This window comes from Neobacillus niacini (assembly GCF_031457145.1).
Classification (GTDB): domain Bacteria; phylum Bacillota; class Bacilli; order Bacillales; family Cytobacillaceae; genus Neobacillus; species Neobacillus niacini_J.
Genome location: NZ_JAVDVZ010000003.1, coordinates 199,185 through 213,757 on the forward strand (window position 1 = coordinate 199,185; position 14,573 = coordinate 213,757).

Here is a 14,573-nt window from a genome sequence, read left to right on the forward strand (position 1 = left end):
GAAGAAGTTGGAAAAATCCATGTATTCAATTAGTTTGGTTAAATTCAATAATATTACATTTGCTAGTTTTTATGTTAAGTCTGTTTTTAATGGTCAATATTGCATCTCATGTTACTAATACGATTAGGCATGGAGGTAAATAGAAGGGATATTATTCCCTTTTATTCCCCCATGTCTTTTTGTATATGATTTCAAAGGCAAGGATAATTTTCACCTTGTTTTGAGGGTGGATTAAATCATTCGAAAAAGAAATTAATTTTCTGAAGGAGGTAATGAACGTGATTAAAAAGCAATTCTACTTTTTAACTATCGTATTCTTGCTAGTAAGTGGTATCGTTAGTCCATTTAGTAATGTTGTAACGGCCAATGAGGCTCCATCCAGTAATTCGACAGAAGGTAATCAATATGAAATTTACCCATTACCACAAAACCAGATCTATTTAGGAACCAATTTTACCGTGACGGATGTGGTGAATATCGTCATTGAACCTACTATAGATGAGTCCACACGTAACTTTTTAAACAAAATATTGGAATCTAAATCGATCGGGGCAACAATTTCAGAAGAAGTAGTTTCAGATAAAACTAATATCTTAATTGGGACGAAGAATTCCAAGGGATATGTAGAGAACTATGTTAATAAGAATATTGAATATGATTCAGCTATTTTCAATGAATTGGATGCTTATGTTTTGCATATGGACAAGGGACTAGAAGAAAAGGGGACAATCGCCATACTAGGGTCGTCTACGGATGCAGCCTATTATTCCCTTGCTACGTTAAAGATGATTTTTGATCAGATTCCTGGAAAAGACTTAAAATCAGTGAAAATTGAGGACTTTGCTGATGCAAAATGGAGGGGGTTTATTGAAGGTTTTTATGGTTTTCCATGGTCACATGAAGATCGGATAAGTCTTATGAGATTTGGCGGAAACTTTAAGATGAATACTTATATATTTGCGCCAAAAGATGACAAGTATCACAACTCCTCATGGAGAACCCCTTATCCAGCAGAAGAATTAGCTAAAATCAAAGAACTTGTTGATGTGGGTCATGAATCTAAAACTCAATTTGTTTGGGCAATTCATCCTGGATTTAACATGATCAACTGGAATAATTATGACAATGAACTTCAAATCTTACTAAATAAGCTGGATCAACTTTATGGAATAGGCGTTCGTCAATTTGGATTATTCATGGATGATATCAGCACTTCCCAGTCCTTAGCAGAAACAGACAAACATGTAAAGTTAATTACGGATGTCGCTAATTGGCTTGATGCCAAGGGAGATGTGAAGCCATTGATTTATTGTCCTCCTTTCTATAATCAAGGATGGACCGGAGAAGGTGGTAAGCCGTATCTGCTTGCCTTAAAGAATGTTCCAGAAAATGTAGAAATTATGTGGACAGGAAGAAGCGTTGTTGGTTCAGTCAATACGACAGATATGCAATGGCCAAAGGATTTACATGGAAGAGATCCTTATATGTGGCTAAATTGGCCAGTTAATGATTACAAGGATTCAAGGTTGTTGTTGGGTAAGGCAGAGGTATTAACGCCTGGAACCCATAATATTGCAGGTGTGGTCTCGAATCCTATGGGACATGCGGAGCTGTCGAAAATTGCCCTATTTGCAGTGGCGGATTTCACTTGGAACAGTGATGATTTCAATGATGATGAGAGCTGGCTGAATTCGTTTAAATATGTGGCACCTGAGGCTGCAGAAGAACTTCATATCATCGCTTCTCATCTTAGCGATCCATCCCCAAGCGGGCATGGCCTTGTGGTAGGGGAATCAGAAGAAATGAAGCCAGCACTAGAATTATTTTTGAGTAAATTTTCTAATGGGGAGTCTGTTCAGGAAGTAGGGAATCAATTACTAGCTGAATTTGATCGTGTGTTACTTGCGATTAAGGACTTTAGAGAGAAAAGCCAAAATAAAAACATGGAGGAAGAAATTAACCCATGGCTAACTGTTCTGAAATACGTAGTTGAAGCAGATAAAAGTGCTGTTAAATCAGCGATGGCCCTTCAAAATAACGATTTAGATCCAGCATGGGAAGGGCTTGCGAAGGCTGCAACTTCCTTATCAGAATCAAAGACTATTAAAATAAAAAAGTTGAATTATCCTGATGTAACCGTAGAAGCAGGAGTAAAAAGGTTAGCGCCTTTTGCCAATGATCTGATAAAAATGCTAGATGCAAAGATTTCTTTATCACTTAATCCAGAATATACTCAAACCATCACAAGGAGTTCTTACGGGTCTCAAACTTTAGACCAAATGATTGATGGAGATTTAAACACCTTCGCCTATATCCAAACGATTCAAAAGAACGGTGATTGGTATGGAGTAGATTTTGGAAAATCTATCAAGGTTCATGATATCGAAATCATTCAAGGAAGAAATAATTCTGATCATGATATCTTCCAAAGGGGAATTTTAGAAGTATCAAATGATGGCCTGAATTGGACTGCAATTGGCTCAGAAAGGTCAGGATCCAAAATATCAGAAAAAGGACTTGATATTGAAGCAAGATATGTAAGGTACAAATTGACTCATGCCGGCATTCCGGGCGGGAAACCTGACTTATGGACAGCGATAAGGGAATTTACAGTGAATGGCGGCAGTGAAAACGCAGGTATCTATACGAATGTGCCTGAGCTTATGGAAACTCAGTTAAGTACTTCTGAAGAAACGGTGGAAATAGCAAATGTTGAAAATATTACGTTAAAACCATCGCAATATATTGGAATTCAACTTCCGACGATTGAAGAAGTATCTCAGATCACATTGGATCGTTCGGATGTTAATCTCGTGCTGGAGTTGTCAGAAAACGGAGTGGAATGGACACCAGTAACGATTGATGGCCCATTTGCAAATGCCGCCTATGTAAGGTTAATCAACAATGGAGAGGAAGAGGTCACCTTTGAATTACGTAAACTCTTAATAAAAATTCAAAAGTTTACTGAGCCAAACATCACTCATAATTATGAAGGTGTATATAGTGGCACGGTAGATACTTTATTTAATGGGAAATTGGAAGAGAAAACGTGGTTTAGAGGACTGCAGAATGTCGGAAACTACGTGCAGCTTGATTTGGGTGGTATTGTAAAAGTTGAAAATGTTGCCGTGGTCATTAATGATGGAGAAGGGGACTATTTCCGAGAAGGAGACCTGCAGATTTCTACAGATGGTACTACTTGGGAAACAATTCACACCTTTAACAATCCAAATGACCGAAGTTTAAATTTTCCAGAGCATGAGGTTCCTTACCGGTATAAAAGGGCTCAGGTTGATGGTAAATCTGCGAGATATGTAAGGCTTATATCAACAAAAAACCACCCGTATTGGCTTTCTCTAAATGAAATAATCGTTAACGAAGGTTTAGAGAGACCAGGTACTGAAAATCATACACTAAAAGCGGTACCACAAGGTGATCCTGGCAGAGAAGCGATCAATGTAATTGACCAAAAACTATCGACTTTTTATAAGCCAAAAGGGGAGTCGCAGGCGGGATCCTTAAATTATAAAATTTCAAAAAATACTCAGTTAAGCCAAGTCATTATTTTACAAGATCCATCCGCCATTTCAGATGCAGAGGTTTCAGTACGAGACGTGAATGGCTGGCATAAGATAGGTAAACTATCACAATCTTTCAACAGCTTGAACACATCTAGATATAAACATGTTCTAGAAGTTATGATTCAGTGGACTGGTGATGTGAGTCCAATAATTAATGAAATCATAACAGTTAAGAGGGATGGTAATCTACCACGTATCCAGCTTGATCTTCTAGATGAAGAACTGCAATTAGCATTTGATCAAAAACTCGTCACCCATATTGGTATTTTAAATAGCTTGCTTGCGAAGGCCAACACTATTCAGAAACATCAAGGAAATAAGGAACAAACCCTTAAAGTATTGAATGCCTTTGAAAATGAGGTTAAGGCACAATCTGATAAAAAAATAAATAAGGATTACTCAAAATTATTGTTAGAAATTACGGATGAAATGAGAATGTATTTCACCTCTAAGGAATGAAGAACATCGTCTAGTCGAATATAAAATAAGAATGGCAGGCACCGCTAAGCTTATAGTGGTGCTGCCATTCTTTTTAATTTTTTGGCTATTTCGATTTTGATTTTATAGTACCGGGCAACCTGGCGGCCCTATGCAGTATTACTATTAATCTGGAAATCACTAAAAAAACAATATTTCTAAAAATTTGGACAACATCTTTATTGTGTAAGCGTTTTAATAAAAGTAAGCTAGATTACAAGTAGAAGGTGGTACTTTATGTTAAGGCCTCGTCTTCTATTAAAATAGTAAATTCAAAGGAGGAAATATGAAAAATTCAAGAAATAAGTTTAAGAAAACGATTGCAGTACTTTTAGCTGGGTGTATGGTAGGCTCTACATGGTATGCGAATAGTTCCCTGGTACTGGCTGAGGGAAATACGGCAATTAAGCAAGAAGGAAGTCAAACTATTCCACAAGGTTCACAAACGGTTATTTCTTCTAATCAAATGAACGTTCTTGTCGATGTGAATTTTCCAAGAGTAAATCAGTACAATTTAAAATCTGGAAATGGAGCAGGGAAAACTTTTTACGGACAGACTGAGGCATTAGATACAATCCTTATTAATGACGTAGCAGTAAAACCACAAGTAAAAGCAATCATTTCATCCGATAAAATTGAGTACAAGATGACTTTAATAGACGATAGTAACAATATCAATGCGGTTATTACTGCAGAATTGGTTGTTAAAGGAAATATTTTAGAATTCAATATTACAAAAATTGTGGACAACAAAATCGTAAAAACAATTGAAATTCCAAATCACAATTTAATTTCAGTAAATAGTAGTCAAAAAGATGCTGTACTAGATGGAGTACAGATGTCTACAAATACACACATCAATGGTGACAGACAGATAAAGGTTGATAATAATTTGAATACGCAAGATGAAGAGCAAAAAGGATATATGTATGCTTTTCTTTCTAATGATGAATTAAGTGCAGGTATATGGTCTAATACGGAGAATAGTTTAGCAAAAAAATTAGATCCAAATTCTTATGCTGCAAAAACTGATGCACAAAGAATTACAGCTAAGGCTACGACTAATAGTGCAGGGCAAAAAACAATTGGTTTAAGTAGTACATTCTGGACATATCAAAAATCAGAAGAGCATCGTAAGGAAGATGGCACTTTGGAGCTAGAAGATGGAACAGTAAACAAGGTAGATGAATTGCCATCTGCGAAGGTTGTTATTACTGGTGATGCTAATGGTGATAAAAAAATAAACTGGCAAGACGGAGCTATTGATTATAGAAATATTATGAACGAACCTCTTGGGTCAGAAAAGGTTCCAGACTTAGTTGGTTACCGCATTAGCATGAACTTTGGCGGTCAAGCCCAAAATCCTTTCTTAATGACTTTAGATGGAGTTAAGAAGTTTTCTTTAGGTACCGATGGACTAGGGCAATCTATTCTTTTGAAAGGTTATGGTAGTGAAGGGCATGATTCTGGTCATTTAAATTATGCAGATGTTGGAACTCGTATCGGTGGCGCAAAGGATATGAAAACATTGCTAGAGAAGGGTAAAGAATATGGGGCAACTTTTGGGATTCATGTGAATGCAAGTGAAACTTATCCAGAGTCAAAATATTTCCAAGAAGATCGTTTATTAAAAAATCCGGATGGAACTTATAAGTATGGTTGGAACTGGATTGATCAAGGAATAAACATTGATGCTGATTATGATTTAAGAAATGGTAGAGCACAACGATTCAAAGATTTGTATGAAGTTCTTGGAGGCAAAAAGAATGATTTAGATTTTATTTATGTAGACGTTTGGGGTAATGGCCAGTCAGGTGATAATAGTACATGGCCAAGCCGTCAGTTAAGTAAAGAAATTAACAGTTTAGGTTGGCGCTTAGGTAGTGAGTGGGGATATGCAAACGAGTATGATTCTACATTCCAACACTGGGCAGCCGATTTAACTTACGGTGGTTTTACTCTAAAAGGTATCAATAGTACCATCACTCGTTTCATTAAAAACGATCAAAAAGATGCATGGATTGGCAACTATCCCAAGTATGGTGGCGACGCGGATGCTCCATTATTATTTGGCTACAGCATGAAAGACTTCGAAGGATGGCAAGGTAGAAGTGACTACAAAGCCTATATGGATAACTTGTTTGCAGTGAACGTTCCAACAAAATTCATCCAACATTATAAAGTAACACAGTGGGAAGATGGAAATGCAGTTGAAATGACAGATAATAATCAAACTTACAACTGGGTACCAGGCATGAAGGCATTATTAAAAGATGACTCTGGTAAAAATACACTTGTAATTGAAAGAAAGTCTAATGATTTTGCAAATGATAAAGATGGTTACCGTACAAGAACTATGACATTTAATGGTAATAAAATATTTGAAGGCAAACCTGGTGATGAAAAGTATTTAATTCCATGGTCTTGGGATCAAAATGGTAAAAAATTGCCAACAGCGAAGGGAAAATTATACCACTGGAATACAAATGGTGGAGAAACTACTTGGACTGTTCCAACTGGCTGGAAAGGTACAGTTAAAGTTTATGAGTTAACAGAATTAGGTAAAGAAAATGTGGAAGACGTTACGATTAAAAATGGTCAGATCACATTAAATGCAAAAAAATCTACTGCATATGTAATTCATAAAAGAGCGGAATCTAACAAAGATGTTAATTGGAGCGAAGGAATGCATCTTGTAGATACTGGCTTTAACAGCAATTCCTTAAAAGATTGGATAGTTACAGGAGATTCAGAAGCGGTTAAGATTACGAAGAGTGAAGGTAATAATAACATGTTAACAATCTCTAACAATAAAGAGAAAGTAAATGTTACTCAAAAAGTAACGGGATTAAAACCAAATACTAAGTATGCTGCTTATGTTGGTATAGACAACAGAAGTGAAGAACAAGCAAGTATAACAATTTCTTCTAACGGCAAAAAGTATACAAATAGTACTGGTAAATCTATCGCTAAAAACTATGTTAGAGCTTATGCACACAATACTCTAGGCTCCGAGAAAGCAAAAGCAGATGGTCAAATGGCTTCAACAGTAGATGGAACAAGCTATTTCCAAAATATGTATGTGTTCTTTGAAACTGGTCAAGAAGCATCTGATGTAACCATTGATTTATCTAGAGATGCTGGGAATGGTGCAAGTTACTTTGATGATATTCGTATCGTAGAAAATAACGCTAATAACCAAGTAAGCAGTAATCAATTCATACAAGACTTTGAAAATGTTCCACAAGGTATCTATCCGTTTGTAATTGGTAATATTGAAGGTGTAGAAGATAATAGAACTCACCTTGCTGAATTAAATGCACCATATACTCAAAGAGGTTGGAACCAAAAACTAGTAAATGATGTTATTGCTGGTAAATGGTCAATTAAAACGAATGGTTTAACACAACGTAACAAACTTGTATATCAAACAATACCTCAAAACTTCAAATTCAAACCAGGTGTAACGTATAAAATCACTTTTGATTATGAAGCAGGCAGTGATAGAACTTACGCAGTAGTTACAGGTAATGCTCCATTTGAAGAAAAAGGAGTATTAACCATGGATGAATTAAAATCAACAGCAAGTAGCGATAAGGATGCAAAAGCTGGCACATATTCCTTTACATTAGAAGGGGATGAATCAGGTCAAAGCTGGTTTGGTATTTATTCTACTAACAAAGCTGCCGATACTCAAGGTGTGACAGGTGCACAAGCTAACTTTAATGGCTATAAAGATATTATGCTTGATAATCTAGTTATTGAAACGGTATCAAACAAATAGAATCAGTTGTTTTAAAATGGGGGAAATTGACTGCAATGAACAGGTGCCTGTCTCTCCCTGAGTTTTGTCAAAGAGGGAAGTGTTTCTAACACTTCTCTCTGTCCTTTTTACCGTTAGTTGTTGGGTTGATTGTACAAGTGTTGGTGATGTAATTTAGGTTAATAAAAATGTAAATATCGTTGGAGGCAGGGTGAAAATGGAACCATTGCAGCATGATAGTTTAATTCCGTTATATCACCAATTAATGGAAAGATTAAAGGTTTCAATTGAAAAAAAACAATGGTCACCAGGTGATAAAATCCCATCGGAAAATCAGTTAATGGACCAATTTGGTGTGAGCCGAAACACCGCCAAAAAGGCAATTGAGGAGCTTGTACAGGTCGGAATCCTTTACCGCATCCAAGGAAAAGGAACCTTTGTGGCAAAACCGAAATTGCAGCAGTCATTGATGGGGTTCTACAGCTTTAGCAAAGTATTAAGAGAAAAAGGATTAAATCCCAAGGATATTATCCTGAAGATTGAAGAAGTAAAACCAACTGCAAAAATCCGCGAAGCGATCCAGCTTAGAGAAGATGAGCATGTGATTGAAATGAAACGCCTTCGCTGTGCCAATAATGAGCCGTACCTTTTGGAAACATCTTTTATTCCAAAAGGTGTGGTTTCCGATAAGGAACAGCTGAAGAAAGTGGGAGATATATCTTGATATGATCTATTTTCGCAACAATTCAACATCGTGGTAACCAGAGCAAAACAGGCATTTGAACCAGTCCTCATCCGTGCTGACGAAAGTAAATATCTCCAAACGGCGCATAAAGTGATTGAGGCGATGAGGGAATTTTCCAAAGCACAGTATCAAGTGGATGTACTGAAAGTTGAAGTTCTTGTGGATATGAATTTTGTTGAAGGGTATGCAGAGGGTGAAACCGACTATAGTCAGGAAGAAGCTGCTACGTATTTCAAAGAGCAAAGTGAGGCTACCGAGCTGCCGTTTATTTTTTTAGTGCAGGAGTAAGCGCTGTATTATTCCAGGAAACGTTGGAATTTGCCAAACAATCGGATTCGACCTTTAATGGCGTGTTATGCGGCCGCGCTACCTGGAAAGACGGTGTCGCCCCTTTTGGTTCTGGGGGTGAACAGGCAGGCCGTGAAGGGTACAACTTATTTGTAAAAAGAATATTGAAGAATTAAATGTTGTTTTGAAATAGCCCGCCAGCTCCTGGTTTGAAAAGGTTAAAACTAATCATAGATTCGTAGGTCATTAAGTTAGAGGCTATGTCCAAGAGCTTCGGTCACAGGAAGGCCAGTTTCCGCTTTTCATAAAAGATAAGGAAGTATATTAAGTAGAAGCCGTTCTTACATTGATGGAGGGCACTGAAAAAAAATCCTCAACTTAAAACAGCGAGCCTTTCCTCAAATTTTTAGACTAGCGATGGAAGGCTCGTTAAACAATTCTCCATGCAGAAAGATCAGGTTCGAGTCGAATAGTTCCTTCGAGGAAGGGCGTCCAGTACTTGCCTTTCCTCTCCGCTCTGTTTGAAGACCTAATTCACCTGATTTCTCAAAGGTTGCACGCCATCTTTGTAAACATCTCTTTGGCTGATCTTTACCAATTACTTCAATGTTAAAGTCGTTCTCGATAAAAATTTGGGAAGGACTTTTCCCTTTATGATATTCCTTTACGGATTTTATTTTGAAGTCAGGCTCACAGGAAATAGATCGATTTGAAACACGTATAACATTAGGATTCTTCTCTAACTCTTTAATTTGGTATTCGGTAAATAGATTCTTACTCATTTTAAATCCTCCGTCCACAATAATTCTTTTATTATAAACGGGTTTTCATTCAGGGGACATAAAAAAACCCGATTAAGGGGCACTTTTTATTTAGTGTCCTTTAATCGGGTTATAATTCATTTTTTAAGTGAGGGCGGTTTCTTTTTGGGGGCATCATTGAGCGTGTTCATAAGAAAATTCCCAAGAACCACAGCCTAAACATTTTCTATATAAATTAAAATCATAAATATTTCATAATATCTTCACCCTTTTGTCATTATATCGTCCTATGAATACAAGACTTTTAATATATACTCATTTTATTGGAGTATGTACTATATGCATTGTATGTACCATATGCATTGTGAAATTATGAACAATGTTTGTATGGAAGCCCTGAAAGCATTTTTCTACACAATTAGAGCTTAAAGTTTGTTTAGACCTTTACGATTGCTCATTATTTCACAAGGTGTTCTTTATTTATAAAAACAGAAGGGAGTTAAAGAGATATGAAAACTTTTCTTTACTTATTAATAAATTTTATGATTGTCGTTTCCCTGTTAGGCTGTGAGCAGCAAGAAGAAAGCATAAAAGAAAAAATTCAAATGGTTCCAAATGAAGAATATGTGGGTAATCCAAATCCTACCGTAAAGAAAGAGATGAAATTAACGGAAGAAGAAAAGATAGAATTCGAGAAGCTTCAAAAGGAAATCCAGTTAACAAACGAGGTTGAATAATATGACTATCATACAAGAAACGGTAATGAAACAAGATGAACGATTGTTATATTATCAGTTGTTTTGTCATTACTATCGAGGGGATCTACTTCAACTGACCACAGCACAATGGGGACAGTTAGTCAGTATTATAAAAGAATATCAAAATACTAGTTTAATAGACGAAGTGGCTCAAAGTTTACAGATGTTAGAAGAAGTAAAAGAGAACACCATTCAAACTCTTGAGCATGATTACAATCGTTTATTTGTGGGTCCTAATAAGTTATTAGCGTCACCATTTGAATCGAGTTATCGGAACTATGAAGGAAACGTTTTGCAACAGGAAACGTTGAATGTACGGAATTTTTACCATTATGTTGGACTTCAAGTAGCGAATGAAGGGCAGATTCCAGATGATCACATCCAATTTGAATTGGAATTCATTCTACATGTATTAAGTAATCCAACTACTCAAGATAATCTTCAAATCTACAAGATGTTTTTAGAGAAACATCTTATGCAATGGGTATTCGAGCATTGTGGACGAATCGTGCAAAATAGTCAAAATCCGATTACTCACGCGATGGCCGTTTTATTAAAAGAATTTTTACAACTTGAATGCAAAATCATGGAAGGTGGGAATGAAGATGTTATCTGAAAATGTTTCTCGCCGAACTTTTTTAAAGGGTTCTGCAGCATTAAGTACACTTTTAGGACTAGGGGCAATCGGAAGTAAAACTGTGAAAGGCCTTGTTCCGACAGTATCAGCTGAGTCCAATAGTAAGAAACAACAATTTTACAATGCCTGTCCTAGAAATTGTTATGATACATGTTCGATTGTCACAACGGTAGAAGACGGAAGAATTACGTTTGTTACTGGAAACGAAAAAAACCATTACACAAAAGGGAGACTTTGTGTAAAGGGAAATACGTATCCACGAATCGTCTATTCTCCAGACCGAATTAAATACCCTATGAGGCAAAAAGGGCGCGGAACTGGAAATTGGGAAAGAATTAGTTGGGATGAAGCCTATACGATCATTGCCAAGAAAATACTTGCCATCAAAAAAGAGTATGGAAACACGCTGCCAATCTGCTTAAATAAGTATTCTGGTAACTTCAATATATTAAACTATGCAACAGAAGGAATGCTTTCGAGTATTGGGTACACCACACGTGCTCAAGGAACACCTTGTGATCCAGCTGGTTCGGATGCCCAAGCCTTTGATATGGGGACGGCTTATAACAATGATCCAGAGCAATTTATGGATGCTGAGTATATTATTCTTTGGGGAGCGAATCCAGCGTGGACATCTGCCCACTCAATGTACTTTATTGAGCAGGCAAAAGAGAAAGGGACTAAGCTCGTTGTCATTGATCCATTGATTACACAAACCGCTTCAAAGGCAGATGAGTATATTCAAATTAAACCAAGTACAGATGGTGCCTTAGCCCTTGGAATGATTCGTTATATTATGGATCAACACTTATATGATGAGGAATGGGTAAATAACAATTCCATTGGGTTTCATGAATTTATGTCTTATGTAAAAAAGAATATTACGGTTGAATGGGCATCTGAAAAAACAGGTGTACCAAAGTCGTTGATTGAACGGATTGCACGTGAATATGCGACTTCGAAACCTGCTAATATATGGATTGGTTTTGGGATGCAGCGTCATACAAACGGAGGATCTATGGTTCGCGCGATCGATGCTCTTGCTGCCATTACAGGCAATATCGGTAAAAAAGGCGGCGGCGTTAATTATATTGGCGGAGAGACATGGGGATTTAATTACCATACGATGAGCTTTGGAGCACCTCAAGGAACTGTAGGCGAAGCTGATCGTTATGTCAATATGAATAACTTTGGTGCGCAAGTCCTTGAGACAAACGATCCTCCGATTAAGATGATGTGGATTGCCTGTCGTAATCCAATTGCTCAAGACCCCGAGCCAAATGTAGTCAAGAAGGCATTTGATAAGATGGATTTGATTGTTACAGCAGATCTATATATGAATCAAACAGTGGAATATTCGGATATTGTCTTACCTGTCACAACACCATTTGAGACGGTGGGAATCAACGTGAGTTACTGGCATTACTGGATGAATGTGAATGAGCAGGCGATTAAACCGCTATATGAAACGAAGAGTGATTTAGAGATTGCCATGGGCCTTTCAAAGAAATTGAATGAGTTAGAATCAGGTTCATGTACATTCCCTGTTTCAGGTAATCTTGTCGAATGGGTTGAAAAAGAATTTAACGATGACATTAGGGAAATGTTCGGCGTTAAAAGCTGGGATGAATTACGAAAAAAAGGTGGAACAGTTAAGGCAAACGACAAGGTAACCGTTGCCTGGGAGGACCTAAACTTCCGAACTCCATCTGGTAAATATGAATTTTACTCAGAAAAGGCAGTTGAATATGGTCATCATCCACTTCCAGTATTTGTTGAGGAGTATAAAGCACCAAAAGAATATCCGATACGCTGTATTTCACCACACTGGAAATTAGGCATTCATAGTCAATTTCAACATATCGATTGGTTAGGTGCCATCCAAGAGCATCCGTTTGTCGAAATGCATCCGGACTTAGCAAAGAAATATTCCATACGTGAAAATGATATGGTTAACATCAAAAATGAAGCAGGGTATTTGACGCTGCCAGCCAAATTAACAAAAACCACAGATACGGTTGTGATGTATGAGGGCTGGTGGAAAGATGTGAATTATACCGAAAACTTTAATGTAAAGGCATTGCCTTCCGATATGGGTAACTATAAAAAAGGCCAGCTCGGAATCGCCTTCCATGATAATTTTGTCAAAATAGAAAAGGCATAAAGAGGAGGGAGAAACAATGGCGAAAAAACTAGGCTTTTTAGTAAATATTGAACGTTGTATCGGCTGTCATGCTTGTGAAATTTCTTGTAAAAGCTTCTATCAGCTTGAACCATCTATGAGAAGGAGAACGGTGCGGGAGCTGCCGGAGGATCTTGTGGGTTCTCCCGTCCGGGCTTTTGTATCCACTGCGTGTAATCACTGTGATGAGCCTGCCTGTAAAAAGGCATGTCCAGTTGGAGCTTATACAAAACGGGATGAAGATGGAATTGTTGTTCATAATCAAGACCTTTGTATCGGATGTCAAATGTGCGGCAAGGCATGTCCATATGGTGTTCCACAATACAATCCTGTTAAGAAAAAAATGGACAAATGCAGTATGTGTTATGATCTGCTCGATGTAGGGGAATCACCTATCTGTGTATCGAAGTGTCCAATGGAGGCCATTGAAATTGTTGATTATAATGAAGTTCAGCCTTCTCGTGGAGTGTCAATAGTGCCGACATTTGCCGATCCGGCCATTACACATCCAACTACTCAATTTATTTTGCCAAAACCAGGCAAACAGTTTAGGAGGGCATAATAATGCATGATCTTCCACTTGTGATCTTTACCATTTTGTCTCAGCTTATTTTAGGCGGATTTGTGACACTATGGTGGATCGATCGAAAAAAAGCTGGTATATCGCGAAAAACAGGATTACTGATATCGAATTCTTTTCTTATTCTTGGCGGTGTTTCGCTTCTCGTTTCAATGCTCCATTTAGGTCAGCCATTTTTCGCGTACCGCGCGATTTTAAATTTTGGAGTCTCATGGTTAAGTCGAGAGGTGACATTTTATGGAGCATTTGTCGGATTGATTTTATTCTATACATGGTTTTGGTATAAGGAAGATCGCGCAAAGCGCAGCACCATCGGTTGGATCACTTCTATTATTGGAGTTATCGCGATCTTTTCATCCGCCAAAATCTACATGATCCCGGCCATTCCTGCTTGGGATGGTGTAAGTACTCTTTTCGCTTTCTTTCTAACGTCGGTTTTATTAGGGCCGCTATTCGTGGCTGCCATTTTAGCGATCAGAGGAGAAGTAAACGTTAATATTTCTGGTCTTTCGGTTTTAACCCTTGCTGTCACAGCGGTTGTAATGGCAGGTTACTTTTCATCATTGCTCGCTGGTCTGCCAGAAGCGGTTGAAACAGCCAGATTAACGTTCAACCATATATTCTTTTGGATTAGGCTTGTGACGTTTGCAGCAGCCTTTACGTTATTATTTTTATCCTATAAAAATAGCAAATGGCAAAATGTAAAAATCTATTCTGTAGCATTTGCCGTTTTACTCGTCAGTGAATTTTTAGGCAGACTTCTATTTTACGAAACAGCCATCCATTTATAGGTAAATGTTC

9 protein-coding genes and 1 pseudogene are annotated in these 14,573 nt (G+C 37.5%); 9 read left to right on the forward strand and 1 reads right to left on the reverse strand.

Annotation, left to right across the window (positions count from 1 at the left end):
• The first annotated feature begins 278 nt into the window (after positions 1-278).
• From J2Y03_RS09965 to J2Y03_RS09980, 4 genes and pseudogenes are all read left to right on the forward strand, one after another.
• Entirely contained in the window at positions 279-4,040 is a 3,762-nt protein-coding gene (locus J2Y03_RS09965) for a beta-N-acetylglucosaminidase domain-containing protein (RefSeq protein WP_310193473.1), read from the forward strand.
• Positions 4,041-4,344: 304 nt separating this feature from the next.
• Positions 4,345-7,842, forward strand: coding sequence for an endo-alpha-N-acetylgalactosaminidase family protein (locus tag J2Y03_RS09970; protein WP_310193476.1), 3,498 nt, complete (start codon positions 4,345-4,347; stop codon positions 7,840-7,842).
• Positions 7,843-8,038: 196 nt separating this feature from the next.
• Positions 8,039-8,545: a GntR family transcriptional regulator gene (locus tag J2Y03_RS09975; RefSeq protein ID WP_310193479.1), complete on the forward strand. Its 507-nt coding sequence runs from the start codon at positions 8,039-8,041 to the stop codon at positions 8,543-8,545.
• A gap of 105 nt (positions 8,546-8,650) precedes the next feature.
• Positions 8,651-9,047: pseudogene (locus tag J2Y03_RS09980) on the forward strand (beta/alpha barrel domain-containing protein); the annotation flags it as partial.
• 205 nt (positions 9,048-9,252) lie between these two features.
• Here J2Y03_RS09980 and J2Y03_RS09985 read toward each other — a convergent pair.
• Positions 9,253-9,636 carry a hypothetical protein gene (locus tag J2Y03_RS09985; RefSeq protein ID WP_310193481.1) on the reverse strand — a complete coding sequence of 128 codons (384 nt, stop codon included), beginning with the start codon at positions 9,634-9,636 and terminating at the stop codon, positions 9,253-9,255.
• Positions 9,637-10,124: 488 nt separating this feature from the next.
• On the opposite strand from J2Y03_RS09985, the gene J2Y03_RS09990 reads away from it, so the two are divergent.
• Genes J2Y03_RS09990 through J2Y03_RS10010 form a run of 5 tightly spaced genes read left to right on the forward strand, consistent with a single transcriptional unit; the run spans position 10,125 to position 14,563 of the window.
• Entirely contained in the window at positions 10,125-10,352 is a 228-nt protein-coding gene (locus J2Y03_RS09990) for a hypothetical protein (protein ID WP_310193482.1), read from the forward strand.
• Position 10,353: 1 nt separating this feature from the next.
• Positions 10,354-10,989, forward strand: a complete 636-nt coding sequence (locus J2Y03_RS09995; RefSeq protein ID WP_310193483.1) for a TorD/DmsD family molecular chaperone — start codon at positions 10,354-10,356, stop codon at positions 10,987-10,989.
• Complete coding sequence (locus J2Y03_RS10000; protein ID WP_310193485.1) at positions 10,979-13,174, forward strand: molybdopterin-dependent oxidoreductase; 2,196 nt, start codon at positions 10,979-10,981, stop codon at positions 13,172-13,174. Before J2Y03_RS09995 ends, J2Y03_RS10000 begins: the two co-directional genes overlap by 11 nt.
• A 16-nt stretch (positions 13,175-13,190) precedes the next feature.
• Entirely contained in the window at positions 13,191-13,754 is a 564-nt protein-coding gene (locus J2Y03_RS10005; RefSeq protein ID WP_310193486.1) for a 4Fe-4S dicluster domain-containing protein, read from the forward strand.
• 2 nt (positions 13,755-13,756) lie between these two features.
• Positions 13,757-14,563 carry a dimethyl sulfoxide reductase anchor subunit family protein gene (locus tag J2Y03_RS10010; RefSeq protein WP_310193487.1) on the forward strand — a complete coding sequence of 269 codons (807 nt, stop codon included), beginning with the start codon at positions 13,757-13,759 and terminating at the stop codon, positions 14,561-14,563.
• The last annotated feature ends 10 nt before the right edge of the window (positions 14,564-14,573 follow it).